General features: G+C 72.0%; 22 protein-coding genes. 16 read left to right on the top strand and 6 right to left on the bottom strand.

Annotated features, from left to right (window positions below):
• The first annotated feature begins 45 nt into the window (after positions 1-45).
• Genes AB0M08_RS04890 through AB0M08_RS04870 form a run of 5 tightly spaced genes read left to right on the top strand, consistent with a single transcriptional unit; the run spans position 46 to position 5,049 of the window.
• Positions 46-927: an SDR family oxidoreductase gene (locus AB0M08_RS04890; protein ID WP_364488505.1), complete on the top strand. Its 882-nt coding sequence runs from the start codon at positions 46-48 to the stop codon at positions 925-927.
• Complete coding sequence (locus AB0M08_RS04885) at positions 927-1,808, top strand: amidohydrolase family protein (RefSeq protein ID WP_364488502.1); 882 nt, start codon at positions 927-929, stop codon at positions 1,806-1,808. Before AB0M08_RS04890 ends, AB0M08_RS04885 begins: the two co-directional genes overlap by 1 nt.
• On the top strand, positions 1,805-2,260 hold the full coding sequence (locus AB0M08_RS04880) for a MaoC family dehydratase (protein ID WP_364488500.1): 456 nt from the start codon (positions 1,805-1,807) through the stop codon (positions 2,258-2,260). The genes AB0M08_RS04885 and AB0M08_RS04880 overlap by 4 nt, the downstream gene beginning before the upstream one ends.
• An 8-nt stretch (positions 2,261-2,268) precedes the next feature.
• Positions 2,269-3,717, top strand: coding sequence for a long-chain fatty acid--CoA ligase (locus AB0M08_RS04875; RefSeq protein ID WP_364488497.1), 1,449 nt, complete (start codon positions 2,269-2,271; stop codon positions 3,715-3,717).
• Positions 3,718-3,741: 24 nt separating this feature from the next.
• A complete protein-coding gene (locus AB0M08_RS04870; protein ID WP_364488494.1) occupies positions 3,742-5,049 on the top strand; it encodes a DUF4832 domain-containing protein in 1,308 nt (435 codons plus the stop codon).
• Here AB0M08_RS04870 and AB0M08_RS04865 read toward each other — a convergent pair.
• Both AB0M08_RS04865 and AB0M08_RS04860 read right to left on the bottom strand, forming a co-directional pair.
• Positions 5,039-6,517, bottom strand: a complete 1,479-nt coding sequence (locus AB0M08_RS04865) for an ATP-binding protein (protein ID WP_364488491.1) — start codon at positions 6,515-6,517, stop codon at positions 5,039-5,041. The two genes, AB0M08_RS04870 and AB0M08_RS04865, sit on opposite strands and share 11 nt — an antisense overlap.
• Positions 6,518-6,564: 47 nt before the next feature.
• Entirely contained in the window at positions 6,565-7,356 is a 792-nt protein-coding gene (locus AB0M08_RS04860; RefSeq protein ID WP_364488488.1) for an NAD-dependent deacylase, read from the bottom strand.
• A gap of 130 nt (positions 7,357-7,486) precedes the next feature.
• On the opposite strand from AB0M08_RS04860, the gene AB0M08_RS04855 reads away from it, so the two are divergent.
• Together AB0M08_RS04855 and AB0M08_RS04850 are read left to right on the top strand one after the other, a co-directional pair.
• Positions 7,487-7,942 carry a hypothetical protein gene (locus AB0M08_RS04855; RefSeq protein ID WP_364488485.1) on the top strand — a complete coding sequence of 152 codons (456 nt, stop codon included), beginning with the start codon at positions 7,487-7,489 and terminating at the stop codon, positions 7,940-7,942.
• On the top strand, positions 7,939-9,156 hold the full coding sequence (locus tag AB0M08_RS04850; protein WP_364488482.1) for a hypothetical protein: 1,218 nt from the start codon (positions 7,939-7,941) through the stop codon (positions 9,154-9,156). The genes AB0M08_RS04855 and AB0M08_RS04850 overlap by 4 nt, the downstream gene beginning before the upstream one ends.
• Here the strand turns inward: AB0M08_RS04850 and AB0M08_RS04845 are convergent.
• Positions 9,134-9,946, bottom strand: coding sequence for an alpha/beta fold hydrolase (locus AB0M08_RS04845; RefSeq protein WP_364488479.1), 813 nt, complete (start codon positions 9,944-9,946; stop codon positions 9,134-9,136). The two genes, AB0M08_RS04850 and AB0M08_RS04845, sit on opposite strands and share 23 nt — an antisense overlap.
• A gap of 119 nt (positions 9,947-10,065) precedes the next feature.
• Here AB0M08_RS04845 and AB0M08_RS04840 point away from each other — a divergent pair, with 119 nt between their 5' ends.
• From AB0M08_RS04840 to AB0M08_RS04810, 7 genes are all read left to right on the top strand, one after another.
• Positions 10,066-11,712, top strand: coding sequence for a GMC family oxidoreductase (locus AB0M08_RS04840; RefSeq protein ID WP_364488476.1), 1,647 nt, complete (start codon positions 10,066-10,068; stop codon positions 11,710-11,712).
• The gene (locus tag AB0M08_RS04835; protein ID WP_364488473.1) at positions 11,709-13,142 is read left to right on the top strand and encodes an NAD(P)/FAD-dependent oxidoreductase; all 1,434 of its coding nucleotides are present in this window, start codon (positions 11,709-11,711) and stop codon (positions 13,140-13,142) included. Before AB0M08_RS04840 ends, AB0M08_RS04835 begins: the two co-directional genes overlap by 4 nt.
• Before the next feature lie 281 nt (positions 13,143-13,423).
• A complete protein-coding gene (locus AB0M08_RS04830) occupies positions 13,424-16,279 on the top strand; it encodes a BTAD domain-containing putative transcriptional regulator (protein ID WP_364488471.1) in 2,856 nt (951 codons plus the stop codon).
• Positions 16,280-16,451: 172 nt separating this feature from the next.
• The gene (locus AB0M08_RS04825) at positions 16,452-18,911 is read left to right on the top strand and encodes an alpha-L-arabinofuranosidase C-terminal domain-containing protein (protein WP_364488468.1); all 2,460 of its coding nucleotides are present in this window, start codon (positions 16,452-16,454) and stop codon (positions 18,909-18,911) included.
• 11 nt (positions 18,912-18,922) lie between these two features.
• Positions 18,923-20,332: a glycoside hydrolase family 43 protein gene (locus AB0M08_RS04820; RefSeq protein WP_364488465.1), complete on the top strand. Its 1,410-nt coding sequence runs from the start codon at positions 18,923-18,925 to the stop codon at positions 20,330-20,332.
• A gap of 37 nt (positions 20,333-20,369) precedes the next feature.
• Positions 20,370-21,821, top strand: a complete 1,452-nt coding sequence (locus AB0M08_RS04815) for a PAS domain S-box protein (protein WP_364488462.1) — start codon at positions 20,370-20,372, stop codon at positions 21,819-21,821.
• Positions 21,818-23,503, top strand: coding sequence for an EAL domain-containing protein (locus tag AB0M08_RS04810; protein WP_364488459.1), 1,686 nt, complete (start codon positions 21,818-21,820; stop codon positions 23,501-23,503). Before AB0M08_RS04815 ends, AB0M08_RS04810 begins: the two co-directional genes overlap by 4 nt.
• 123 nt (positions 23,504-23,626) lie before the next feature.
• Here the strand turns inward: AB0M08_RS04810 and AB0M08_RS04805 are convergent, their stop codons facing one another.
• Positions 23,627-24,184, bottom strand: coding sequence for a hypothetical protein (locus AB0M08_RS04805; RefSeq protein WP_364488456.1), 558 nt, complete (start codon positions 24,182-24,184; stop codon positions 23,627-23,629).
• Positions 24,185-24,307: 123 nt separating this feature from the next.
• On the opposite strand from AB0M08_RS04805, the gene AB0M08_RS04800 reads away from it, so the two are divergent.
• On the top strand, positions 24,308-24,433 hold the full coding sequence (locus AB0M08_RS04800; RefSeq protein ID WP_364488453.1) for a hypothetical protein: 126 nt from the start codon (positions 24,308-24,310) through the stop codon (positions 24,431-24,433).
• A gap of 123 nt (positions 24,434-24,556) precedes the next feature.
• Positions 24,557-24,958: an EamA family transporter gene (locus tag AB0M08_RS04795; RefSeq protein WP_364488450.1), complete on the top strand. Its 402-nt coding sequence runs from the start codon at positions 24,557-24,559 to the stop codon at positions 24,956-24,958.
• 80 nt (positions 24,959-25,038) lie between these two features.
• Here the strand turns inward: AB0M08_RS04795 and AB0M08_RS04790 are convergent, their stop codons facing one another.
• Positions 25,039-25,827, bottom strand: a complete 789-nt coding sequence (locus tag AB0M08_RS04790) for an AfsR/SARP family transcriptional regulator (protein WP_364488447.1) — start codon at positions 25,825-25,827, stop codon at positions 25,039-25,041.
• The gene (locus AB0M08_RS04785; RefSeq protein ID WP_364488444.1) at positions 25,824-26,498 is read right to left on the bottom strand and encodes a hemerythrin domain-containing protein; all 675 of its coding nucleotides are present in this window, start codon (positions 26,496-26,498) and stop codon (positions 25,824-25,826) included. The genes AB0M08_RS04790 and AB0M08_RS04785 overlap by 4 nt, the downstream gene beginning before the upstream one ends.
• Positions 26,499-26,605: the final 107 nt, after the last annotated feature.

The raw sequence follows: 26,605 nt of genomic DNA, 5'->3' as shown, positions 1-26,605 counted from the left end.
TCCTGTTGATAGTGATGGGCCGCCTTTTGTGAGAGGTTGAAGAGCATGGATCTGAACGGCAAGGTCGCCGTCGTGACCGGCAGCGGGCGGGGTCTCGGCCTCGCGTACGCCACGGCGCTCGCCGCGGCCGGTGCGTCCGTGGTCGTGAACGACGTGGACCGGGCGGCGGTCGACGCGGCCGTCGCGGCGATCCCCGGATCGGTCGGCGTCGCCGCGGCGGTCGGGGACACCGCGAGCGCGGAGAAGCTGGTCGCGGCCGCGGTCGAGGCGTTCGGCCGGATCGACGTGCTGATCACCAATGCCGGGATCCTGCGCGACCGGGTGCTCTGGAAGATGACCGACGAGGACTTCGACGCGGTGGTCGCGGTGCACCTGCGCGGCACCTTCACCTGCGCGCGGGCCGCGGCGATCCGGATGCGCGAGCAGGGCGGCGGCGGGCGGATCATCCTGATCGGGTCGCCGGCCGGGCAGCGCGGCAACTTCGGGCAGACCAACTACGCGGCGGCGAAGGCCGGGATCGCGGCGATGGCCCGGACCTGGGCGCTCGAGCTGGCGCGCAGCGAGATCACGGTGAACGCCGTGGTGCCGGTCGCGGCCACCGAGATGACCAAGACGATCCCGGCGTTCGCCCCGGTGATCGAGGAGGCGGAGCGGACCGGCCGGCCGTACCCGGCCTGGTTGCGCCGCGACGAGGGCCTCGGCACCGTGGAGGACGTGACCGGCCTGATCACCTTCCTGGCGTCGGACGCGGCCACGGGGATCACCGGCCAGGCGATCGGGATCGGCGGCGACAGGCTGGCCCTCTGGTCGCACCCCGCGGAGAGGTCGGTGCTCTTCCGCGACGGTGGCTGGGCCGCCGCGGACATCGCCGCCGCATGGGACTTCGAGCAGGAGTCCTACGGCATTCCGGCGCCGGTCGTGCCCTGATGGATATCTCCGAACTTATTGCCATTGATGTGCATACTCACGCCGAGGTGGGCCGTGACGGGCGGACCTCGCTGAGCCCGGCGCTGCTCGGTGCCTCGGAGGACTACTTCAAGGCGCACGGCCACCGGCAGCCGACGATCGCCGAGATGGCTGATTATTACCGGTCACGCTCGATGGCCGCCGTGGTCTTCACCGTCGACGCGGAGCACGCCACCGGGCATCCGCGGATCGCCAACGAGGAGATCGCCGAGGACTGCGCGGCCCACGCCGACGTGCTGATCCCGTTCGCCAGCGTCGACCCGCACCGGGGGCGGGCCGGGGTCCGGGAGGCGCGCCGCCTGGTCGAGGAGTACGGGGTCCGGGGCTTCAAGTTCCACCCCAGCCTGCAGGGGTTCGCGCCGGACGACCGCCTCGCCTACCCGCTCTACGAGGCGATCGAGGAGCTGGGCGCGGTCGCCCTGTTCCACACCGGTCAGACCGGCATCGGCGCGCGGGTCCGGGGCGGCGGGGGCATCCGGTTGAAGTACTCGAACCCGATGCTGGTCGACGACGTGGCCGTGGACTTCCCCGACCTGCGGATCATCCTGGCCCACCCCTCCTTCCCCTGGCAGGACGAGGCGCTCGCGGTCGCCACCCACAAGGAGCACGTCCACATCGACCTCTCCGGCTGGTCGCCCACGTACTTCCCGCCGCAGCTGGTCCGGTACGCGAACAGCCTCCTACAGGACAAGGTGCTGTTCGGCTCGGATTACCCCGTGATCACGCCCGATCGCTGGCTGGCCGATTTCGACCGGTTGGAGATCAAGCCGTACGTGCGAGAAAAGATCGTGAAAGAGAACGCTGCCCGCCTGCTCGGCCTCACACCGGAGGAAACGAAATGACCACGACCGTGAACGGCATCGACGGCATCAAGTCGCTCGTCGGCAGGGACCTCGGCGTCAGCGAGTGGCTGGAGATCACTCAGGAGCGGGTGAACACCTTCGCCGACGCGACCGGTGACCACCAGTGGATCCACGTCGACGTGGAGCGCGCCAAGACCGGGCCGTTCGGCGCCCCGATCGCGCACGGATACCTGACGTTGTCGCTGGTCATCCCGCTCTTCGGTGACCTCCTGAAGGTCGAGGGGATCTCGATGGGCGTCAACTACGGCCTGGAGAGGGTGCGCTTCCCGAGCCCGGTCAAGGTCGGCTCGAAGATCCGCCTGGCCGCCACCGTGGTCAGCGTCGAGGACGTCAAGGGCGGCGTGCAGAGCACCTTCGACTTCACCGTGCAGATCGACGGCTCCGAGAAGCCGGCCTGCGTCGCGCGTCCCGTCTACCGTCACTACGCCTGAGGCATGCCATGAACAATGCGGGGCTCGGCTCCTGGCCGGGGCGCCGGGCGGCGATGTCGCCCGGCAGCACCGCCCTGATCTTTCAAGACCGATTCCTCACGTACGCCGAACTCCACGAGCGGGTGAACCGGCTGGCCGCCGCCCTGCGCGACGCCGGGGTCCGGCGGGGCGACCGGGTGGCCTACCTCGGCCCGAACCACCCGTCGTTCGTGGAGACGATGTTCGCGACCTGGGTGCTCGGCGCGGTCTTCGTACCCCTGAACTGGCGCCTCACCGCGCCGGAGCTCTCCTATCAGCTGGCGCATTCCGGTGCTTCGGTCTTGATTCACGCGGCCTCACCCGTCACCGCGCCGGTTTCCGTGGCCCTTGAGGACTACGAGGCGTTTTTAGGCGAGACATCCGACTTTGATGAACCTGTTGGACTTGAGGACGTCGCGTGCATCCTCTACACCTCGGGGACGACCGGGCATCCCAAGGGCGCCATGCTCACCCACGGCAACATCGTGTGGAACGCGTACAACCTGCTGGTCTGCGTGGACATCGCCGGCGACGAGATGACCCTGGTCAGCGCGCCGCTCTTCCACGTCGCCGCGCTCAACCAGTGCCTGCTGCCGACCTTCCTCAAGGGCGGCTGCTCGGTGCTCATGCCGGGCTGGGACGTCGACGGCGCCTTCGACCTGATCGAGGAGCACCGGGTGACCTGGATGTTCGGCGTCTCCACCATGTACGCCGGCCTCACCCGGTCGCCGCGCTGGGAGTCCGCCGACCTCACCTCGGTGCGCAGCCTGATGACCGGGGGTGCCGCCGTACCGGAGGCTCTGATCCATCGCTATCAGGAACGCGGGCTCACGTTCTGCCAGGGATACGGGATGACCGAGACCGCGCCGGGCGCCACCTTCCTGGAGGCCCGGGAGAGCCGCGACCACATCGGCTCGGCCGGACTGCCGTGCTTCTTCACCGACGTACGCCTGGACCCGGACTCGGGCGAGATCCTGGTCCGCGGCCCGAACGTGACCCCCGGGTACTGGGCGGACCCACAGGCCACGGCGGACGCCTTCGGGGAGGGCCACTGGTTCCGCTCCGGCGACGTGGCCCGGATCGACGAGGACGGCCACTTCCACATCGTCGACCGGACCAAGGACATGTACATCTCCGGCGGCGAGAACGTGTACCCGGCCGAGGTCGAGTCGGCGATCTTCGAGCATCCGGCGGTCGGCGAGGTGGCGGTGGTGGGCGTACCGGACCCGAAGTGGGGCGAGGTGGGCCGGGCGTTCATCGTGCCGGCGCCGGGCCACACGCTGACCCCGGCCGAGATCCCGGCCTTCCTCCGGGGCCGCCTGGCCAAGTACAAGATCCCGGTGTACGTCGACGTGGTGGACGACCTGCCGCGCACCGGCTCGAACAAGGTGCGCAAGGCGCCGCTCCGCGCTCTCCCGGTGCCGTCGTCTCAGGTCTGAACACTTCCGGCCGATCGTGACGTCATGCGCCTGCTCAGCGTCACCGCCCCGGTGGCCGCCTTCGCCCTGCTCCTGCCCGGCACGGCGGCCGCCGCGGCAACCCCCACCACCACGACCAAGACGTACGCGGCGTCCACCGCGGTGATCGCGAACCCCGGGCGCGGCTTCTTCACGTACACCGAGACCCACCTGACCACCGAGGGCACCGGATGGGACGCCCTGGACGCCGGCACGATCGCCGAGGGTGGGCACACCCTCGTCTACCGCATCTTCTACCTGGAGAAGTACGCGACGGCCGACACCATCACCGCGGACGACCTGGCCCTGATCCGCGCCGACTTCGCCACCGCCCGCGCCGCCGGGGTGAAGCTGGTGGTCCGGTTCGCGTACACGTCCACCGACTCCGCCGACGCGCCGGTCGCCCGGGTCCTGAAGCACATCGCGCAGCTCGGCCCGATCCTGACCGCGAACGCCGACATCGTCACCGCGCTCCAGGCGGGTCTCGTCGGCCGCTGGGGCGAGTGGTACTACACCGACAACTTCACCGCCACCGACCAGTCCGACCGGAAGAAGGTGCTGGCCGCGCTGCTCGCCGCGACCCCGTCCTCGATGTGGATCCAGGTCCGTACCCCCGCCATCAAGCGCGACCTGGTCGCCGCGGCGGCCCAGTCCCGGGTCGGCATCCACGACGACTGCTTCCTGGCCGGCACCGACGACTACGGCACCTTCCCCGAGTCGGCCGATTTCACCTGGATGGCCGCCCAGTCCGCGTCGATGCTGGTCGGCGGCGAGACCTGCGACCCCTCCGACCGTTCCGGCTGGTCCAACGCGTCCAAGGAGATGGCCGCCTACCACTGGACGTACCTGAACCCGTCCTTCAACACCGAGGTCCTCGACTCCTGGGGCACCGCGGGCCTGACCGAGGCGTCCCGCAGGCTCGGTTACCGCCTCCGCCTGACCACCGCGATCCTCCCCACGCGCGCCAAACCCGGCGCGAAGGTCACCCTGCGCCTGACCCTCACCAACGACGGATACGCCGCCCCGACGGCGAACCGCCCGGTCCGCGTGATCCTCACCGCCGCCGGCCGCACCCGGACGGTGACCATCCCGGCCGACGTCCGCACCTGGACCCCGGGAAAGAAGGTGTCGCTCGCGGTCACGTTCAAGGCCCCGGCCACCAAGGGCGGCTACACGCTGCAGCTCGCCCTGCCGGACCCGTCGAGCACGCTCGCGTCGAAGCCCGCCTACGCCATCCAGCTCGCCAACAAGGGAACCTGGAACGCCGTGACGGGCCGCAACAACCTCGGCGCCACCCTCACCGTCAAGTCCTGAGGTAGAGGTCCGCGGGGCCGAGCAGGACGACGCCCGGGTCCCCGGCGGCGATGCGGGTGAGGTCGCCGGTGAACCCGGCCGCGCTGAAACAGGCCAGCCGGGCGGTGGCGGCGCCGGGGCGGCCCTGCGCCGCGAGCAGGGTGCGGATGCGGCGCAGACGATCGAGGTGGCCCAGGCCCATGACGTCGCCCCACTTCACCTCGCCGATGGCGAGCAGCGGTCGCCGGTCGTCGTCGAGGCCGAAGACGGCGATGTCCACGTCGTACGAGGTCCGGTTCGCCGGGTCGTTCACGGTGCCGCTGCCGACCCGGTTGGGATAGTCGCCGAAGACCTCGGGCGGGGCCATGTGCCGCGTCCAGTGCCGGCACACCTGCTCGAAGTGCGGGCCGAGCACGTTGCCCACGAACCGCTGGCGGCTGCGTTCCCAGAGCCGGCCGGTGTCCCCGGTGTACTCCAGGTCGGACCAGATCGGCCGCATGACCGCGTGGTAGAAGGTGACCAGCGGCTCGGCTATCCGGAACGTGGTCCGGTTCTCCTTGAAGACGTCCGGCTCCCGGAACACCATGCCGCAGCCCTCCAGGACGGTCAGCGGGTGGGCCAGATCTCCGGACTTGCGTCCCAGGTACGAGGCGATGGACCCGCGCTGGGCGTTGCCGGAGGCGATCGCGGCCAGCACCGAGTGGTAGAGCGCGGCGTCGTGCAGGTCGGGCTCGTCGGCGAGCAGGTAGCGCGCCTCCCGGAACAGCGGGCTGGCCGGGCTGAGAACGGTCCGCACCACCCACGGGTCGAAGTCGTCCGGCCCGGCCGGGGTGTCGTCGCGGGCGAAGTCGTGCCGGTAGGCCGGGGTGCCGCCGACGACGGCGTTCGTCTTCAACGCGGTGACCGGGTCGTCGATGCCCCAGAACTCGGCGGCCAGCCGGTGATCGAGGGTGGGCACCACCAGTTCGAGGCCCGCCCGGCCCCGGAGCGGCGCGTTGCCGCTCAGCAGCCGACCCATGAAGGACATCGCGGAGCCGCAGAGCAGCAGGCCGGCCCGGCTGTCGTCGCGTTCCGGCCGGAGCGGGGCGAACGCGTTCTGGATGATCGACGGCAGGCTCGGGTTGGCGCGTACGAGGTAGGGGAACTCGTCGATCACCACGGGGATACGGCGGTCGCGGCTGAGCCCGAGGAGCGCGTCGATCGCCTGATGCCAGCCGTCGAACGCGATCGGCCCCGGTGCGCCGGTGAACGCACCGAGGAGCGCGCCGAGGCTGTTCAATGATTCGCGGTCGGCGGCCTCGTCGGCCGGGAAGTAGAAGCCGCCGGCCGCCTCGCAGAGCGCTCTGAGCAGGAAGGTCTTGCCCTGGCGCCGACGCCCGGAGACGACGCCCAGCGTGGCGCCGGGCCGGGGATCGGTGGCGAAGGCGCTGAGCGCGGCCCACTCCCGGTCCCGGTCGAACATCCTGGCAGGTCGGTCGAGCGTCGTCATGGGCCCCCTTCGCATAACTCCAGTTATCATAACTGGAGTTATGCAAGTTAGGGGCCGAGCGGGCCGAGTAGGGCCGGGAGGATCTCGGCGGCGGGGCCGTGCAGGTTGACACGGGCGATGGGGTCGAGCGGGGTCGGCTGCGGGTTGATCTGGATGACGGCGGCGCCGGCGCGGGCGGCCAGGCGCGGGATCTCGGCGGCCGGGTAGACCAGGCCCGAGGTGCCGACGGTGAGCAGGACGTCGCAGTCGGTCGCGGCGCGTACCGCGGACTCCAGGGCCTCCTCCGGGAGGGCCTCGCCGAACCAGACCACGCCGGGGCGGATGTGGCCGGAGCAGCGGGGGCAGATCGGCGGGGCGATCCGGCTGCCCTCGTCCTCCGCGCCGACCGGAGTGGGGGAGGAGGCGGCCCCGGACGGGTGGGAACAGCGGGCGCAGCGCGGGGCGAACAGGCTGCCGTGCAGGTGGATCGGGGAGGCCGAACCGGCGCGCTCGTGCAGGTCGTCGACGTTCTGGGTGATCACGGTGACCCGTGGGGCGCGGGACTCCAGGGCGGCCACGGCGCGGTGGCCGGCGTTCGGGGTGACCCGCTCGACCAGGCGGCGGCGCCACTCGTACCAGCCCCAGACCAGCTCCGGGTCCTCGGCGAACGCCTGCGGGGTGGCCAGCGACTGGGCGTCGTAACGGGACCACAGGCCGGTCAGCGCGTCACGGAACGTCGGGACACCGCTCTCCGCGGAGATGCCGGCGCCGGTGAAGACCACGACGTGGCGGGCGCTGTCGAGCAGTTTCGTGGCGTCGTGAACGGCGTCGCGGGCGTCGTCGTTGCTGGTCGCAGGCATTGGTACGGCGTCTCCTCGAACGGTTGGGGTGCGTCACGCGTACCGGAGAAGTGTGGCAGTGGTCCGGACCGGGCCGCATCCCTGTTCCCGCGTGGGTCGTTTGGTGGGGCAGACGGTTGTTGGAGGCGTGGTGAACCGAGGGATTCCCCCCATCCCGGCGGCGGTGCTGGTGGCGCTGCTGGCCGGCGGTCCGCTCGCCGGGTGCGACGGGTCGTCCACCGAGGAGCAGGCCCCGGCGGCCCGGCCGGTGGTCGTGGCGCAGCAGGAACGGAGCCCTCAGGACCAGCGGCAACGAAGGGTCCTCCTGGCGCCCGAGGTGCCCATGGACGAGGAGATCCCCACCCACGAGGAGATCCCCGCACGCGAGGTGACGACACCGGGGCGAGCGGATCCTCGGCCGGGTAGACGGACCGGGGCCGGCGGCGCGGTGAGAAAGACGGAAGCCCGAGCGGACATACCGGATTCGCCGACCCCGCAGGCCTCCCGGAGCACACCGGAGACCACGGCTACGGAGACCCCGCAGAGCCGGTCGGACATCTCGGCCACCTCGGGTGTCCGGACCGGCGAGCCCGACGATCCGGAATGACACCACCCGGGACCGGCGTGGACTGGCGGAGGCGGCTCGACGAGGCCGGTTCCCGGATGATGGCCGTGGTCGGCGACTGGCTCGCCCCGCGGGACCGTCCGGAACGCTCCGAGCCCGGGATGAGCACCCTGGTCGCGATGGTGGCCCTGGGCGGTGGGCTGATTCCGATCCTGGTGATGGCGGTGACCTGGGCGACCCGTCCGGAGGCGGGGGCGCGGGGCGCGGCGTGCCGGGCACAGTCCGGGTACGTGCTCGCCGACCGGCCCGCCGAGGCCGGGTACCAGCCCACCGACCAGTGCAACTCGGCCGGCTCGGCGAACACCGTGGAGCGCCGGGAGACCGGCCGGTACGTGGTCCGGTTCGCCGGGCTCGGCGTGTCCGGCGGTACGGCCGAGGTCACCCCGGCCACCGGGGACGACCGGATCTGCACACTGCCGGACTGGCAGGCGGACGGGCCCGACGAGATCGTCCAGGTGGACTGCTTCGACCGGTCCGGTGCGCGGGCGGACAGCGGGTTCGCGGCCCGGTTCGTGCATCTGGACGGGGATCCGGGCGCGTACCTGCTCTCCGGCGATCCGGGCCGGGCCAGCCAGACGGTGGCGGACGACTACAGCTACAACTCGGCGGGCGGCACGAACTCGGTGGACCGGGAGGACGTGGGGTCGTACGTCGCGTACTTCGGTCGTCAGGAGTCCGTGCTCGACGACGCGGTCGGCGGGACGGTGAAGGTCTCCGCGGTCGGTGAGTCGGCGGCCGTCTGCGGGGTGGAGCGCTGGTATCCCTACCCGGACGGCCGGTACCTGGGTGTGCGGGTCCGCTGCCGGGACACCGGGGGCCGGCCGGTGGACACCCGGTTCGCGGTCACCTTCTCGGCGCGGCTCGGCTCCACCCCGGACGATCCGGTGCAGGGCGCCTACCTCTGGGCCGACCGGGCGTCCGAGGCCCGGTACACCCCGCGGGAGACGTACCAGTTCAACGCGAAGGGCGCCGCCAACACCGTCACCCGGGACGCCGTGGGGGAGTACCGGGTGCGCCTCCCCGGCTTCGCCGCGGAGAGCGGTGGCCAGGTCCAGCTGACCGCTTTCGATTCGCCCGCGTCGTGCGTGGTCGCGGAGGTGGCGCGCCACGCCGACTTCCACGAGGTACGCGTCCTCTGCCGCGCCCCGTCGGGCGCCCCGGCCGACACCCCGTTCACCCTCCAGTTCTGGCAGTGAGCAGGAGGTCCACGCAGCGGGCCGGGTCGTCGGCGAACGGGAGGTGGCCGCAGCCCCGGAGCGGGACGTGCCGGGCGGTGGGCAGCAGCGTGCGGGCACGCCGGGACTGGGCGCGGTAGGGGAGCACCGCGTCGCGGGTCCCCCACGCGATCGTCACCGGGACGGCGGCGAGGGCGGCCAGGGCGGCGGGGCTCCACGGGGTGAGGCGGCGGAACGCGGCGCGGGCCGCGGGGAAGCCGGGTGCGCCGGCCAGCGCGCGGGCCCCGGCCAGGGCGTCCGGCGGCGGGAGCGTGCGGGGGCGGCCGTAGAACGGGGCGCAGAACACGGTCCGGCCGGTGGGGGAGGCCAGGACGCCGGGGAGCAGCGGGGCGAGCGCGCGGGCCAGGGAGCGGCCGCCGCCGACGACGAGGGAGCACCACGCGCGGCCGGGCGGGCGCCAGAAGCCGACCGGTGCGAAGGCGGTGACCGCGCGGGCCCGGCCGCGGCGGCCGAGTTCCAGGGCTATGCCGCCGCCCAGCGAGCTTCCGGCGATCTCCGGGGTGTCGAGGCCGAGGTCGTCGAGGAAGGCGGAGACCACGTCGGCGAGGTGCGGGACCGAGCCCGGTAGCCGGCCGGCCGGGGGTGCCCAGAGCGGGGAGTCGCCGAAGCCGGGCAGGTCGAGGGCGATCACGTCGCGGTGCCGGGCGAGGTCGTCCAGGACCGGGGACCACACCTGCCAGTGGCTGCCCAGGCCGTGGATCAGCACCAGCGGGGCGCCGGATCCGCTCCGGTGGTGTACGAGCGACGTCATGCGATCATCCTCGGCCGCAGGTGCGCCGGAGCCGAGACCGTCCCGGGTGGATTCACGCTGCGAGCAAGACCGGAAACGTGTTGTTGACATGTTGCCAATAAGCGCGTGATGCTACGGCGATGTCGTACGACTACGACGTCCTCGTGATCGGCTCGGGATTCGGGGGCAGCGTCTCCGCGCTGCGCCTGACCGAGAAGGGATACCGGGTCGGCGTCCTCGAGGCGGGGCGGCGCTTCGCCGACCACGAGTTCGCGAAGACCTCCTGGCGACTGCGCGACTACCTCTACGCCCCGGCGCTCGGGTGCTACGGCATCCTCCGGCTCACGCTGCTCAAGAACGTGATGATCATGTCGGGTGCCGGGGTGGGGGGTGGCTCGCTGGGCTACGCCAACACGCTCTACGAACCGCCGGACGCGTTCTACGCCGATCCGCAGTGGTCCTCGATCACCGACTGGAAGGCCGAGCTGGCCCCCTACTACGACCAGGCCAAGCGGATGCTGGGCGTGACGGTCAACCCCGTCGAGACCGATTCCGACCGCGCTCTCAAGGCCGTCGCCGTGGACCTCGGTGTGGGGCACACCTATCGGCGTACGCCGGTGGGAGTGCTCTTCTCCACCGGCGGGCAGAAGGCCGGTGCCGAGACGCCGGACCCCTTCTTCGGCGGGGTGGGACCGGCCCGGCGGACCTGCACCCTCTGCGGCTCGTGCATGACCGGCTGCCGGGGGAATGCCAAGAACACCCTGGTCAAGAACTACCTCTACCTCGCCGAGCAGGCCGGTGCGGTGGTGCACGCGCTGACCACCGTGCGCGAGGTGCGCCCGCTCCCCGGCGGTGGCTACCGGGTGGAGACCCGGCGGACCGGGGGACGGGCGCGGCGGACCTTCACCACCGGGCAGGTGGTCTTCGCGGCCGGCGCGCTCGGCACCCAGCGGCTGCTGCACCGGCTACGGGACCGGGGTGTCCTCCCCGGGATCTCGCCACGGCTCGGTGAGCTGAGCCGGACCAACTCGGAGTCCATCCTGGGCGCGCGCACCCGGCGGCGGGACCGGGACTACAGCCACGGGGTGGCGATCACCTCGTCGATCCACCCCGATCCGGTCACCCACGTGGAGCCGGTCCGGTACGGGCCGGGCAGCAACCTGCTCGCGCTGCTCAGTACGGTCCTGGTCGACGACGCGGGCTACCGGCCACGCTGGTGGGCCGGGCTCAGGCAGCTCGCGAAGGCCGGGCGGGACCTGCGGCTCTACCTCTCCCCGCGGGACTGGTCGCGGCAGACCGTGGTGCTGCTGGCGATGCAGCCGCTGGACAACTCGATCACGGTGTTCCGGCGGCGCGGGCGGCTGACCAGCCGTCCGGGTGTCGGCGAGCCGAACCCGGACTGGGTGCCGGCCGCGCACGACGTGGCCCGGCGGACCGCGGAGAAGGTGGACGGCGTGCCGCTGGGCGCCTACACCGAGCTGGTCGGCAAGCCGGTGACCGGGCACTTCATCGGAGGCTGCGCGGTCGGCGCGGTGGTCGACCCCTACCTGCGGTTGTACGGTCATCCGGGTCTGCACGTGATCGACGGGTCGGTGGTCGCGGCCAACCTGGGTGTCAATCCCTCATTGACGATCGCGGCGTTGGCTGAGCGGGCGGTCGCGCTGTGGCCGAACGTGGGCGAGCCCGACCCGCGGCCTTCCACCGACGAGGCTTATAAGATGATGAATCCGGTCAAGCCGCACCATCCGGTGGTTCCGGGCGATGCCCCGGCGGCGCTGCGGTGGTGACGGCGAAGTCGATCGTGATCATCGGTGCCGGCTTCGGCGGCATCGCGGCGGCGCGCGCCCTGATCGCGGCGGGGTTCACCGACATCACGCTGGTGGAGAAGGCGGACCGGGCGGGCGGCGTCTGGCGGGACAACCTCTACCCCGGGTGCGCCTGCGACATCCCCGCGCCGCTCTACTCGTACTCCTTCGCGCAGAACCCCACCTGGTCCCGCCGGTTCCCGCCGCAGCCGGAGATCCTCGACTACCTGGAGCGCTGCGTCGCCGACTTCGGGCTGGCCGGGCGGGTCCGCTGGAACACCGAGATCGCGTCCGCCGTCTGGACCGGTGCCGGCTGGCTGCTGACCACCACCGGGGGCGAGGAGCTCACCGCCGACATCCTCATCCCGGCCGTGGGGCAGCTGTCCCGCCCTGCCGTCCCGCACCTCCCCGGCGCCGAGACGTTCACCGGACCGATCCTGCACACCGCCCGCTGGGATCCCGCCGTCGAGCTCACCGGCCGGCGGATCGCCGTCGTCGGCACCGGCGCCAGCGCGATCCAGCTGGTCCCGGCGATCGCCGAGCGGGCCGCGCACGTCACCGTCTTCCAGCGGACCGCGCCGTGGACGCTCCCCAAACCGGACCGCCGGTACGGCCGGGGCCGCCGCTTCCTCTACACCCGCTGGCCGATCCTGATGGCTCCGGCGCGGGCCGGTACCTGGCTGATGACCATGGTCACCGGACTCGCGGTGACCGGCAACCCGGTCGCGAACGGCCTGCTCCGTGGGATCTCGACGCTGCAGCGCCGCTGGCAGGTCCGCGATCCCGCGCTGCGTGCCAAGGTCACCCCGGCCGACCCGATCGGCTGCAAACGCACACTCTTCACCAACGACTGGCTGCCCACGCTCGGCCGCGCCGACGTCGACCTGGTCACCGAGAAGATCATCGCGATCACCCCGGGCGGCGTGCGCACCGCCGACGGCGCCGAGCACCCGTGCGACGTACTGATCTACGGCACCGGCTTCGCCGCGACCGAGCTCCTGGTCCCGATCAGGGTGACCGGCGAGCACGGCCGGGTCCTCAGCGACGTCTGGCGGGACGGCGCGCACGCGTACCTGGGGATGGCCGTACCCGGTTTCCCCAACATGTTCCTCGTCTACGGCCCCAACACGAACACCGGCAACACCTCGGTCGTCTACTTCCACGAGGCGCAGGCCCGGTGGATCGCCTCCGCCTCCCGGTTGGTGGAAGGACCGCTTTCGGTACGCCCGGAGCCCGCGGCCGCCTTCGACCGGGAGATGCAGACCCGGCTGGCCACGTCGGTGTGGAGCGCCTGCCAGAGTTGGTACCGCACCCCGTCCGGCCGCGTGGTGACGAACTGGCCCGGCCTGGCCGGCGAGTACCGCCGCCGTACCGCCACGGTCCGCACGGAGGACTTCACCCACGACGGCTGATCGGTGTGCGCTCACGCTCTGTGGGGGTGGTTGGCGTCGGGACGGGGGCGTGTCGGGGGCTGGTTCGGACCTGACGTATGTGAATCTCCTGATGTCGGCTTGCCGACGGGAGCGGCCCAGGAAACGGGAATGGCCCGGTGGAGGATCTAGTATCCCGGTGCGAAACCTGGTTGCGGTAACCCTGCGTCAGGATTTCGAGTGATGCCGCCCGGCCGGGACCGGAACCCCGGCGGGCGCGTTCAGGAGGCAATGACGACCCCGAAGGATCGGGACACTTGGCGATGATCGAGGTGCGCGTGCTCGGCACGATCGACGCGCGGATCGACGGGCGGCCGGTCGTGCTCGGCGGCTACCAGCAGCAGGCCGTGCTGGCCATGCTGGTGGCGGCCCGTGGGCGCGTGGTGCCGGTCGACCGGATCATCGATCAGCTCTGGGAGGACGCCGCCCCGGAACGGCCGCAGGCCTCGCTGCAGGTCTACATCTCCCGGCTGCGCCGTCTGCTGGAGCCGGACCGTCCACCGAGGACGCCGCCGACCGTGCTGGTCAGCGAGGCCTCCGGGTACGCCCTCCGGCTACCCGACGACGCGGTCGACTCCTGGGCGTTCGAGCAGGACCTGCGCCGGGTTCAGGAGATGCGCCCGCTCGGGCTCTCGCCGGCCTCCGCGGAGAAGGCGCTCACCCTGCTGCGCGGCGCGATGGACCGCTGGCACGGGCGGCCGTACGAGCAGTTCGCCGACGAGCCGTGGGCGCAGGCCTCGATAACCCGGCTGGCCGAGGCGTACCGGGTCGCCCAGGAGCGGATCCTCGTCTGCCACATGGTGCTCGGCCGGCACGGCGAGGCGGTGCTGGTCGCCCAGGCGCTGACCGAGGCCGAGCCGTTCCGCGGTCAGGCCTGGCGGCTGCTCGCGATCGCGCTCTGGGCCAACCACCGCTCCGCCGAGGCGCTGGACGCGCTGCGCCGGCACCGCCGCTACCTCGCCGACGAGCTGGGGCTGGAGCCGGAGCCCGCGCTGGCCGAGCTGGAGCGCGGCATCCTGGAGCAGCGCGGCGAGGTCCTCGAGGAGGCTCTCACCTTCGGACTGGAGCGCAAGCCCGCGCCCGCGGCGGCGACCGGCGAGTTCCCGGTACGCCCGGCACAACTGCCGCGTTCCCCCGGCACCTTCTCCGCGCGGGAGACCGCCCTGGCCGAGCTGACCCGGCACACCGGCGACCCGGAGGGCGCGCCGCTCGTGGTGGTCAGCGGGGTCGGCGGGGTCGGCAAGACCACCCTGGCCGTCCGCTGGGCGCACCAGGCCGCCGACCGGTTCCCGGACGGCCAGCTCTACGCCGAACTGCGCGGATACGGCCCGGAGGACGCCCCCGCCGCCCCCGGCGACGTGCTGCACGGTTTCCTGACCGCGCTCGGCGTCCCCGACCATCGGGTGCCGACCGGCGACGCCGAGCGGACCGCGCTGTTCCGCAGCGCGCTGGCCGGCCGCCGGATGCTGCTGGTGCTGGACAACGCCCGGGACGCCGAGCAGGTCCGCCCGCTGCTGCCCGGCGCGGCCGGGTGCGCGGTGGTGGTGACCAGCCGCGGGCGGTTGAGCGGACTGGAGGTCTCGGACGGCGCCCGGACCGTGCACCTGGACGGCTTCGACGCCGAGGAGGCCCGCGCGTACCTGCGTGCCCGGCTCGGCCCGGCGATGACCGACGGCTCGCCGGCCTCCCGCGACGCGATCGTGGCCCGTTGCGGCGGCCTGCCGCTGGCCCTTGCCGTGGTCTGCGCGCGGGTGGTGAGCAGCGGCTTCCCGCTCAGTACGGTCGCCGCCGAGCTCACCGGCGAGGAGGGGCTGGACGCGTTCGGGCCGGACCTGCGCGCGGTCTTCTCCTGGTCGTACCGGCGGCTGCCGACCGCGGCGGCCCGGCTCTTCCGGCACCTGGCGCTGCACCCCGGGCCGGACATCGGGCTCGCCGCCGCGGTGAACGTGGCCGGCGGCGACCGGGCGGTGACCCGGGTGCTGCTGCGGACGCTCTGCGACGCGCACCTGCTGCAGGAGCGGCGTCCCGGGCGGTTCGGCTACCACGACCTGGTCCGCAGCTACGCGGCCGAGCTGGCGATGAGCCGGGACGAGCCGATGGCCCGCGAGGAGGTACTGCGCCGGCTGATCGAGTACCACCTGCACTCGGCGATCGCGGCGACCGACGCGTACCTGTCGTACCCGAGGCCGTACCGGGGCGGCTCGGTCTCGGCCGGGGTGGTGCCCGAGGGGTTCGCCTCCGCCGAGGCGGCGCTGGCCTGGATGGACGCCGAGTACGAGAACTGCATGGCCCTCGCGGAGCTGTGCCGGACCCCGCTGCGGGAGCGCTACCTCGGGCCGTTCGCGTGGACGCTGGTGCCGTACCAGCAGGACGTCCGGTTCTATCTGGAGGACTCGTTCGCGCTGATCGGCTGGGCCCTGGCCGCCGCCGAGCGGGGCGGTGACTGGTGGTGGATCGGGTTCCTGAACTACGTGAGCGGGCGCGGCCACCTGTGGCTGGACCAGGGCGCCGCGGCACGGCCGTACCTGGAGAGGGCTATTGAAGTCGGGCGGGTGACGGCGGATCCGCTGCGTCTGGCGCACGGCCTGCAGGGGCTCGCCGTCGCGATCACCGGGCTGTACCGGATACCGACGCCGGAGGAGGCGGCCGCGGCCTACCCGCACAGCCGGGAGGCGCTGGAGAACTACCGCCGGGTCTCGCCGGACACCGCGCAGCCGGACGAGGCGAACACGCTGCACTCGATCGCCTGGTACCACTTCCACCAGCCCGGCGGCCGGGAGAAGGCCCGCGAGATGCTGGAGGAGGCGCTCGCGATCAACCTGCGCTGGAGCAACACCATCGGCGCGGCGAACTCCACGATGCACCTGGGCCGCTTCCACTTCGCGAACGGTGACGTCCCGGCGGCGGTGGCCGCGTTCGAGCAGGCGCTCGACATGCACGAGGCGGGCCGGCCGAGCCAGCGGATCGAGCCGCTGATCGGTCTGTACACCGTGCACCTGGCCATGGGTGATCACGCGGCCGCCGAGCGGGCCCGCGGTGAGGCGATCGGGTTGCTCAAGGGCGCGCGTTATCCGGATCTGCGCCGGATCGAGAAGTCTCTCGGCATCACCGCAGGTTAACGCTAACAACGCCGGCACTCGGGCACTGTAACCCTTCTTTTCCTGCTAGGACATCGACGATCCGCTCTTGACAGAGTCATCGATGTTTGCGTACACATTGCCTAGCACGCCTCCACCGGAAACATCCCCGACACACTCACGTTGCGTCTGTACCCGCACCGGAGGATCCTCCATGCCCAGAATCAAGTCCATCGTCGGCGCGACCGCCCTCCTGGTGTCGCTGCCGCTCGCGGTCTCGCCCCCGGTGACCGCCGCGGCCGTCGAGCCCGACTACACGATCAAGCTGGCCTCCACCGCCAGCGGCCCCGAGCTCTCCACGTCCCAGTACGGCGTCTTCTTCGAGGACATCAACTACGCGGCGGACGGTGGCCTCTACGCCGAGCTTGTCCGGAACCGATCATTCGAGTTCAACGCGACCGACGCCACCGGCTTCACCGGCCTGACCGCCTGGACCACCACCGGCACCGCCACCGTGGTCAACGACGCGTCGCGGCTCAACGAGCGCAACCGGAACTACCTGTCGCTGAACGGCAGCGTCACCAACGCGGGCTACAACACCGGCATCGCGGTGACCAAGGGCGCGACCTACGACTTCTCGGTCTGGGCCCGGGGCGACGCGACGATCACCGTCACGCTGACCGGCGCCGCGCCGATCACCATCACCACCGCCGGCGACGCGTGGACGAAGTACACCGGCACGCTGCGGGCCACCGCCACCTCGGACCAGGGCCGGCTCACGGTCGCCTCGTCCGGCGCGGTGAAGCTCGACGAGGTCTCGCTCTTCCCGAAGGACACCTACAAGGGACGGGCCAACGGGCTCCGCAAGGATCTCGCCGACAAGATCGCCGCGCTGAAGCCGGGCTTCGTGCGTTTCCCCGGCGGCTGCCTGGTCAACACCGGTTCCATGTACGGGTACGACGCCGCGAGCAGCTACAACCGCGCCCGGGCGTACCAGTGGAAGGACACCGTCGGGCCGGTCGAGACGCGCGCCACCAACAAGAACTTCTGGGGCTACAACCAGTCCTACGGCCTCGGCTACTACGAGTACTTCCAGTTCGCCGAGGACATCGGCGCCATGCCGCTGCCGGTGCTCCCCGCGCTGGTCACCGGCTGCGGCCAGAACAAGGCCACGGTCGACGACGCGCTGCTTTCGCGGCACATCCAGGACGCCCTCGACCTGATCGAGTACGCCAACGGCGGGGTCGACACCACCTGGGGCAAGCTGCGCGCCGACTCCGGCCACCCGGCGCCGTTCGGACTGACCACCGTCGCGGTCGGCAACGAGGAGAACCTGCCGGACGCGTACTGGGCGAACTTCCTGAAGTTCGAGTCGGCGATCAAGGCGAAGTACCCGGACATCACCGTGGTGAGCAACTCCGGTCCGGACGACCAGGGCACCACCTTCGACAATCTGTGGGCCAAGAACAAGGCCAACGGTACGGACATGGTGGACGAGCACTACTACAACAGTCCGTCCTGGTTCCTGCAGAACAACGCGCGCTACGACTCGTACGACAGAAACGGTCCCAAGGTCTTTCTCGGCGAATACGCCTCGCTCGACGCCAAGTTCTACAACTCCCTGGCGGAGGCGGCCTACATGACCGGGCTGGAGCGTAACGCCGACGTGGTGAAGATGGCGTCCTACGCGCCGCTGCTCGCCAACATCGACAACGTGCAGTGGAAACCGGACATGATCTGGTTCGACAACGACGAGTCGTGGGGCTCGACCAGCTACCAGATGCAGAAGCTGTTCATGACCAACGTCGGCGACCGCGTGGTGCCGACCACGGTCAGCGGCGGCGGCGTGGTGCAGCCGACCCCGATCACCGGCGCGATCGGCCTCTCCACCTGGAACACCGCCGCGAAGTACGACGACGTCAAGGTCACCAAGCCGGACGGCACGGTGATCTTCAGCGACGACTTCAACGACGGGAACGCCGACGGCTGGACCGCGGTGCAGGCCCGGGGCAACTGGACGGCGGCCGACGGCTCCTACACCCAGACGACCACGGACACCGCGGACACCATGGTCAAGGCCGCGACGATCACCGACACCGACTACGACTACACGCTCAAGGCCACCAAGATTGCGGGCGCCGAGGGCTTCCTGGTCGCGTTCGGCATCCAGGAGACCGGCCAGTTCTACTGGTGGAACCTGGGCGGCTGGAACAACACCCAGGGCGCCATCGAGAAGGGGATCACCTCCGCCAAGGAGCAGCTGATCACCAAGGCCAACACGGTCACCACCGGGCAGACCTACGACCTCAAGATCTCGGTACGCGGCACCGCGGTGACCCTCTACCTGGACGGCGTGGAGTGGGGCAGCTTCGACGACAACGCGGTGACCGAGCCGTTCGCGCAGGTCGTCACTCAGGACGACAAGACCGGTGAGCTGATCGTCAAGGTGGTCAACGCGAAGGACACCGCGGCCGTCACCAAGATCGACCTGGGGGGCCGCAAGGTCGCCTCCACCGCGAAGATGACCGTCCTGACCGGCGACCCGGGCGAGCAGAACACCCGTACCGCCGAGCCGATCCTGCCGGTGACCAGCACCGTGAAGGGCATCTCGTCGACCTTCACCCGGGAGTTCCCGGCGAACTCGGTCACCTTCCTGCGCATCCGGACCCGATGAGGAGCCCGCACATGTCTTTCTCCATCAAGCGCCGGACGCTCTTCGGGGTGACCGCCGCCGGAGCCCTCGCCGCGGCCCTGCCGGCGGCCGCCGAGGGTGCGCCGCACGCCGACCCGGTCCGCAGCGACGCCGAGATCTACGGCGTCCCGACCACCCAGCCGCTGATCAGCCAGCGGGCCGACCCGTTCATCAGCCAGCGGATCAACGGCAGGTACTACTTCACCGGCTCGGTTCCGGAGTACGACCGGATCGTGCTCCGCGGCTCCAGCACCCTCGCCGGGCTGACCGACGCCACCGAGGTGACCATCTGGACCCGGCCGTCCAGCGGGGCGATGGGCGGCTTCGTCTGGGCGCCGGAGCTGCACCGCATCGGCGGTAAGTGGTACGTCTATTTCACCAACAGCAACGCGAACGACATCTGGCACATCCGGCCGTTCGTGCTGGAGTCCGCGCTCGACGACCCGCTGGACCCGTCCGGCTGGACCGTCAAGGGCGAGATCGCGCTGGAGTGGGACAGCTTCGCGCTGGACGCCACCGTCTTCGCGCACCGCGGCCGGCAGTACCTGGTCTGGGCGCAGAGCGAGCCGGAGATCGCGGTCAACTCCAGCGTCTACATCGCCGAGCTGGCCAACCCGTGGACGCTGAAGACCAAGCCGGTCCGCCTGACCACGCCGACGAAGTCCTGGGAGATCCAGGGCTACAAGGTGAACGAGGGCCCGGCGGTGCTGATCCGCAACGGGCGGGTCTTCATGACCTTCTCGGCCAGCGCGACCGACGCGAACTACTGCATGGGGCTGCTCACCGCGGATGCGGACGCGAACCTGCTGGAGCGGTCCAGCTGGGTGAAGTCCGACGACCCGGTCTTCGTCAGCAACGACGACACCGAGCGCTGGGGTCCCGGGCACAACCAGTTCACCGTGGCCGAGGACGGGAAGACCGACGTGCTGGTCTACCACGCCCGCGACTACAAGGCGATCACCGGCGACCCGCTGTACGACCCCAACCGGCACACCAGGGTGCAGAAGCTCTACTGGCACCCGGACGGGACCCCGCTCTTCGGTGTCCCGGTCGGCGACGGCGGCCCGATCGTCCGCCTCTCCCCGTCCTCGGGCGGTTTCGTCCGGCACGCCGGCACGGCTCTCGAGGTGGCACCGGCTCCTCGTGACGTGGCGACCACCCAGTTCCGCTTCGTCGCGGCGGACGACGGCACCGAGACGATCCAGTCCGTGGACAAACCGTCTCTCTTCGTGCAGATCACCGATGGCTCCGTCGTCCTGGGCGCGACCGGCACCCCGGTGAAGCGGATCCCGGCCAAGGGCGGGGTCACCGTCCGGACCGCCGCGGACCCGGCGCTCCACCTGGTCGCCAAGGCCGGGGTGATCACCACCGGGAAGACCGGGACGGTGTTCGGCCTGAGCTGACCCTCAAGTCGGCCACCGGGGATCCGATGGTTCGGGCGTGTTCACCGCCCAGACCGAGACGACCCCGGTGGCCGACGGCCGGACCCGGGCCGTCGACGCGACCTCGCTCGCCTTCCTGCACGTCGACCGCGCCGGCATCATCCGGGACTGGAACCCGGCCGCCGCACGGCTCTTCGGCTGGACTCGCGAGGAAGCCGTCGGCCGCCCGCTGGCGGACACCATCGTCCCGCCACAGCTGCGCTCCGGGCACCACGCGGGCTTCGCCCGGCGACTGGTGGCCGGCGACGACGGCACCCCGCTCGGCGACCACGTCCAGGTGCCGGCGATCCACCGGGACGGCACCGCGCTGCAGGTCTCGATGAACGTGGACCGCCTCGGCGAGGACGGCTTCTTCGCCTTCGTCACCGACCAGACCGACTGGCACCGGGCCCAGCAGGAGCTGCAGCGCAGCAACACGCTGATCAGCGCGATCCTGCAGCACGCCACCGCGATGATCTCGGCCAAGGGCCTGGACGGCGACTACCTCTTCGTCAACGGCGAGTACGAGCGGGTCTTCCAGGTCACCGCGGCCGACATGGTCGGGCGCCGGGAGCACGACGTGGTCCCCGCCGCGGTCGCCGCGGCCAGACGGGCCACCGACGTCGCGGTCGCCGAGTCCGGCACGGCCCGGACCGACCTGGAGGAGATCCCGTTCGGCGACGACATCCGCCAGTACGTGGTCACCCGGGTACCGCTCACCGACCCGGACGGCTCGGTCTACGGTGTCTGCACCATCGCCATCGACGACACCGCCCGCCAGCGCAGCGAGGCCGCGCTGAAGGACAGCGAGCGCCGGTTCTGGACCACGGTCAACAACGCGCCCGGCATGCTGTACCAGTTCCGGGTGGACACGGCCGGGAACTCGCAGTTCACCTTCGTCTCGGACGCCTGCCGGGACATCTTCGGCGTGGAACCCGCGGAGCTCGTCGGCACCGCCAACCTCCAGGTCGTCGACGGGGACCAGCGTGAGTCCTTCATAGCGAGCATCCGGGAGAGCGCCGAGACCCTGGAGCCGTGGCACTGGCGGGGCAGCGTCGTCCGCCGGGACGGCGAGCGGCGCTGGGTGCACGGCGTCTCCCGGCCGCGCCGCGAGCCGGACGGCGGCACCGTGTGGGACGGGATGTTGCTCGACCGTACCCGGGAGAGGGAGGCCGAGGAACGACTCGCCGGAACACGCCGTGACCTGGACGACCTGACGCGGCGGCTCGCGCCGCTCTCCTTCACCGCGGAGGCCGGCGTGCCCCATCCGCTGACCGGGCTCAAGGAGCGGATCCTGCCCGTCGAGCACGACCTGCTCGAGGACCTCTGGGCCGCCGCCAACCGGGGCGAGTCCGCCGACGCGGAGCTCGCCGGTCCCGACGGCCCGGTCTGGGTACGCTTCCGCCCCCGCACCGAGGGCGACCAGGTACTCGTCGACGGCGCCTGCTTCGACCTGGGCGGCCGCCCGTGACCGCGCCGCGCCTGCCCCGTCACCTGGGCGAGATCGCCGTACCGTGTGAGCCGCTCCCGGCGACCACCACGATGCTGGAGGTGGAGGCGATCCTGCGCGCCGAGCCGCTCTCGCCCGGCGTCATCATCCAGACGGAGTCCGGTTACCGGCTGGTCAGCCGCAACCGCCTGGACCGGGAGGGCAGCGGCCCGCTCGGCTTCGGCCGGGCGCTCACCGCGCGGCGCACCGCCGCCGAGCTCGTCCAGCCCGAGTCGCTCTCGATCCCCGCGGACACCGCGGTCGACATCGCCGCCGAGGCCGCGCTGGCCCGTCCGGTGGAGCAGCGCGACGAGCCGGTGCTGGTCGGCTGGCCCGACGGCCGGCTCGGCATCGCGCCGGTGCTGGACCTGCTCGCCGCGATGGCCGGGCGCTACGCGCGGCTGTCCCGGACCGACGCGCTGACCGGGCTCTCCAACCGCACCGTGGTGCAGGCCGAGGGGCAGCGCCGCCTCGACGCCGGGGAGCTCGCCGGGGTGCTGCACCTGGGCCTGGACCGGTTCCAGGACGCCAACGACGTGCTCGGCCACCACGGCGCCGACGTGCTGCTGCACCGGGTCGCCGCGGCGCTGCGGGAGACCTGCGGACCCGCGAACCTCGCCGCCCGGCTGGACGGCGACCAGTTCCTGGTGCTCCTCGCCGAGCTGCCGCCCGGCCAGACCCCGCAGTCGGTGGGGCGCCGGGTCGCCGCCGGCATCCGCGGCCCGCACCGGATCGACGGGCTGCCGATCAGCGTCGAGGTGAGCATCGGCGCCTGCCCGGCCGACCACCACGACGTCACGGTGCTCCAGCGCCGGGCGGCCGCCGCGATGCGCCGGGCCAAGAACGAGCGGACCGGCGTGGTCGAGTGGACGCCGGGGCTGGACCGTACCCAGCGGGTCGACCTGCGCCAGCTCACCGAGCTGCGGACCGGCCTGCGCAATGGGCACCTGCGGCTGCACTACCAGCCGCTGCACGACGCGAACACCCGCGTCATCCACGGCGTGGAGGCCCTGGTCCGCTGGCAGCACCCGCAGCGCGGCCTGCTCCCGCCGGGCGTCTTCCTGCCCGACGCGGAACGCTCCGACGTGATCCTGGAGCTCACCGACTGGGTCCTCGCCGAGGCCCTGCACCAGGCGGCGCGCTGGCACGCGGACGGGCATCACCTGCCGGTCTCGGTCAACCTGCCGCCGGCGTACCTGGCCCAGGAACGCGCCGTGCCGACCATCCTGACCCTGCTCGACCTGGAACGGCTCCGGCCGTCGCTGCTCACCGTGGAGATCACCGAGACCGCCGTGCTGACCAATCCTGATCAGGTTGCGGCCCAGCTCGCGGAGCTCCGCCTGCGCGGGGTCCGGGTGGCGATCGACGACTTCGGCACCGGGTACACGTCCCTCGGCCTGCTCCCGCGCCTGCCGATCGACGAGCTGAAGATCGACCGCTCGTTCGTGGTCCAGATGCACGACTCACCGGCCCACGCCACGATCATCGACTCGGTCATCGCGATCGCGAAGGCCCTGAACATGACCGTGGTCGCGGAGGGGGTCGAGGACGAGCCGACGGCGGCCGACCTGGCGAAGGCCGGCGTCGACCTGCTGCAGGGCTACCACCTGAACCGCCCCGCACCCCCGGAGGCCCTGACCCTGGACGCCCTGGTGGCAGCCTGAGCGGCGCGTCCCGCCGAGGCGGCCGACGTCGATGGGGTGGCCCGGAGAGATCGCGCCGCGCGCCGGCCGCGTCAGCTCGGTAAGCATGTCGGCCGCGACGTACGGCTTTCGGGAGGGAGCCGGTCAGCCGAGGGTGATCAGGAGCAGGAGGCCGGTGCCGAGGACCGCGTCGTAGACGCCGCACCACTCGGTGAACGAGCGGGTCAGGACCGTGCGGCGGTGCCAGAGCAGGGCGTCCCAGGCCGCGTGGGCGAGCAGGGCGGTGGCGACCAGGGCGCCGCCGGCCTCGGGGGAGAGGCGCAGCGCGGTCGCGGCCAGGGCCAGCGCGAGCAGCGCGACCGGGGCCTGCAGCAGGTGCAGCGGGGTGCGCCGCAGCCCGCCCGTGGCCAGGCCGCCGAGCACGGCCAGCGCCGTGACCGCGGTGAGGATCAGCAGCGGGTCGGCGCCGGCCACCCGCATCGCGATCACGCCGGCCACGAGGACGCCGGTCACCGGCCAGATCAGCCGGGGGCGGCCGAGCGCGGCGACCGTGACGTAGCCCGTGGCGGCGACCGCGAGGATGATCCCGTACTCGCTGCCGCCGTCGGTGTCGGTGAGGCAGAGCCCGGCGAAGGCGACCGCGAGCAGTGTGGGCCAGCGCTGGAGCAGGGCCCTCGGAGTGACGGTGTCCACTGTCGACATCCATCGATTCTCCGTCGCCCGGGCAACCCGGGTGGCGTATTGCGGGTGTCAATCCTGTGTCGATGGGGTTGGCCGGTAATGATCCCCGGTTTCGGAGCGAGGCGGGGAGCGGCGAGCAGTGGTGTGGACGGTGATCCTGTCCGGGCTGGCGGCCGGGGCGTGGGGCTGCTCTACCGGGCCATGCGGGACGGCTCGCTCGCCGTGGTCGCCCCGGTGGCCGCGGGGGCGGCGCTGGTGCCGGTGGCCTGAGGGCCGGCGCACGGCGAGCGGCTGGGCTCGGCCGGGCTGGTCGGCGCGGGCGCGGCCCTGGCCGGGATCACCCTGGCCAGCTGGCCGGTCGGCGCGGCGGGGAGGAGGGCCGGGACCCCGGCGGTGCTCTGCGCGGCGGGTGCGGCGCTGGGGTTCGGGACGTACTTCGTACTCCTGCACGAGGCGGCGGCGGGGGACCCCTACCTGGCTACGGCGTACACGAGGATCTGGGGTGGAATCTCCGCTCTGATCCTGGCGGCCCTCTGGAGAGCGCGACCGGCCGGGCGGGCCCACCCGGTCGTGGCCCTGCTGCCGGTCGGCGTCGGGACGCTGGAGACCCTGGCCGACGGGGCGTTCGCGCTGGCGGCGGCGGGTGGCGCGCTGGGCCTGTCGGCGATCCTGGCGTCGCTCTACCCGGCGGTGACGGTGGTGCTGAACGCGTCGGTGCTGCGGGAACGGCTGCCCGCGGTGCACCTGGCCGGTGTGGTGAGCGCCCTGGTCGGGGTGGCCTGCCTGGCGAGTTGAGCGGTCGGGGTGGCCTGCCCGGCGGGTTGAGCGGTCGGGGTGGCCTGCCTGGTGAGTTGAGCGGGCCACCCCGGTCCGGATCAGGCCGCGAGCAGCACCCCGGGATCGGGCGCGCCGAGAAGGATCCGCTGGTGCAGGTCCTGCAGGCCGGGGCCCGGCTCGACACCCAGCTCGTCCGCCAGCGTGTGCCGGACCTGCCGGTAGTGCGCGAGCGCGTCCGCCTGACGGCCACCCCGGTACAGGGCGGTCATCAGCAGCGCGTGGCACCGCTCGCGCAGCGGCTCCTCGGCGACCATCGCCCGCAGGTCGGCGATCGCTACGGCGTAGCCGCCCAGCTCCACGGTGACCGCGACCAGGTCCAGCGCGGCGCCCCGGCAGAGCTCGGCCAGCCGGGCCCGCTGACCCTCGATGTAGCCGCCGGCCGCGCCCGCGAGGGGGGTGCCCCGGTGCAGGTCGACCGCGGCGCGCAGCTCACCCGCGGCGGCCACGTGATCGGTACGCCGCAACGCCTCGGCCGCCCGTGCGGTGTGCCCGCGGAACAGCTGGACGTCGATCGAGCCGGGCGGGGTGGTGAGCACGTACCCGCCGCCGATCCAGCCGATCCGTACCGGACTGGTGCTGCCGCAGAGCAGACGGCGCAGGCGGGACAGGTACGTGCGTACGGTGGCCACCGCCGAGCTGGGCGGATCCACCGGCCAGATGGCGTCGACCAGTTCGTCCACCGTGGTCAGCAGCCCCTCGCGGAGCAGCAGCACGGCGAGCGTGGTCCGCTGCTGCGGTGACCCGAGCGGGACCTCGTTGCCGTTGCGCCACGCGCGGACCGGGCCGAGCAGCGAGAAGGTGACCGTGGAGCGCGCCATCGGGGTCATACCGCGCCTCCCCGCAGCGCGGCCATCTGCCGCTGGTACCGACGGCGCCCGACGATGCGCCAGAGCATCCGGCCGGCGAGCGGCACCCGGCCGAGGAATTCCCGGCGCTCCTCCGGCGTGGCCTCCTCCAGGATCGCGCCGAGGGCGAGGAAGACCTTGGACCGGGGTACGTTCTCCAGCCCGCGTCTGCCCACCTCCTGCCACTCGACGGTGGTGAGGTGTTCCTCGACCAGCGGCATGACCAGGGTCTCCTCGTCGCCGAGGTGGTCGAGCAGCACCTGCCGGTGATCGGTGAGCGCCTCCGCGAGCGCGTCCCGGTCGGCAGGGCCGGCGATCGCCTCCCAGCGTGGCAGCAGGCCCTGGAGCGTGGTGAGGGTGACGTCCAGCGCCTCGTGCTGCATCTCCATCCGGATCACCAGGTCGTCGTGGACCTGGGCGCGCGCGTGCAGCAGCGGCCAGATCAGCTCGTCCTCGACCCCGTGGTGGTGATGCAGGCCGCCGATGTACTCGCGAACCGCCTCGGCCACCTGCCGCGCACGGGACACGTCGCCCGCCCCGGTGGTGGTCACGAAGTGCAGCAGCTGGGCGGCCTCGCGGCGGAACACCCGGTGGATCATTAGCATTTCCTGGGTGTACGGCGTGGTGGTGCCGGGCACAGCGATGCTCCTCAAGTGAATCCGTCCTACTCTGAGCGGACAGGGTCACAGAGTCCACTTGACGGTCACTTGCAACGCAGGCCGGCCGTGATCACCCATGACGGATGTCATTGACGTTCATT

The organism is Actinoplanes sp. NPDC051851, assembly GCF_040681165.1.
In the GTDB taxonomy this organism is placed as follows: domain Bacteria; phylum Actinomycetota; class Actinomycetes; order Mycobacteriales; family Micromonosporaceae; genus Actinoplanes.
This window is presented reverse-complemented; position numbering and strand designations above follow the sequence as displayed.

Excerpts from the sequence above, each read along its gene's own strand:
- AB0M08_RS04850 (WP_364488482.1), top strand. The coding sequence starts at position 7,939 with ATGACACCACCCGGGACCGGCGTGGACTGGCGGAGGCGGCTCGACGAG.
- AB0M08_RS04825 (WP_364488468.1), top strand. The coding sequence starts at position 16,452 with ATGCCCAGAATCAAGTCCATCGTCGGCGCGACCGCCCTCCTGGTGTCG.
- AB0M08_RS04820 (WP_364488465.1), top strand. The coding sequence starts at position 18,923 with ATGTCTTTCTCCATCAAGCGCCGGACGCTCTTCGGGGTGACCGCCGCC.
- AB0M08_RS04890 (WP_364488505.1), top strand. The coding sequence starts at position 46 with ATGGATCTGAACGGCAAGGTCGCCGTCGTGACCGGCAGCGGGCGGGGT.
- AB0M08_RS04880 (WP_364488500.1), top strand. The coding sequence starts at position 1,805 with ATGACCACGACCGTGAACGGCATCGACGGCATCAAGTCGCTCGTCGGC.
- AB0M08_RS04805 (WP_364488456.1), bottom strand. The coding sequence starts at position 24,184 with ATGTCGACAGTGGACACCGTCACTCCGAGGGCCCTGCTCCAGCGCTGG.
- AB0M08_RS04790 (WP_364488447.1), bottom strand. The coding sequence starts at position 25,827 with ATGACCCCGATGGCGCGCTCCACGGTCACCTTCTCGCTGCTCGGCCCG.
- AB0M08_RS04860 (WP_364488488.1), bottom strand. The coding sequence starts at position 7,356 with ATGCCTGCGACCAGCAACGACGACGCCCGCGACGCCGTTCACGACGCC.
- AB0M08_RS04865 (WP_364488491.1), bottom strand. The coding sequence starts at position 6,517 with ATGACGACGCTCGACCGACCTGCCAGGATGTTCGACCGGGACCGGGAG.
- AB0M08_RS04875 (WP_364488497.1), top strand. The coding sequence starts at position 2,269 with ATGAACAATGCGGGGCTCGGCTCCTGGCCGGGGCGCCGGGCGGCGATG.
- AB0M08_RS04870 (WP_364488494.1), top strand. The coding sequence starts at position 3,742 with ATGCGCCTGCTCAGCGTCACCGCCCCGGTGGCCGCCTTCGCCCTGCTC.
- AB0M08_RS04830 (WP_364488471.1), top strand. The coding sequence starts at position 13,424 with ATGATCGAGGTGCGCGTGCTCGGCACGATCGACGCGCGGATCGACGGG.
- AB0M08_RS04840 (WP_364488476.1), top strand. The coding sequence starts at position 10,066 with ATGTCGTACGACTACGACGTCCTCGTGATCGGCTCGGGATTCGGGGGC.
- AB0M08_RS04885 (WP_364488502.1), top strand. The coding sequence starts at position 927 with ATGGATATCTCCGAACTTATTGCCATTGATGTGCATACTCACGCCGAG.
- AB0M08_RS04845 (WP_364488479.1), bottom strand. The coding sequence starts at position 9,946 with ATGACGTCGCTCGTACACCACCGGAGCGGATCCGGCGCCCCGCTGGTG.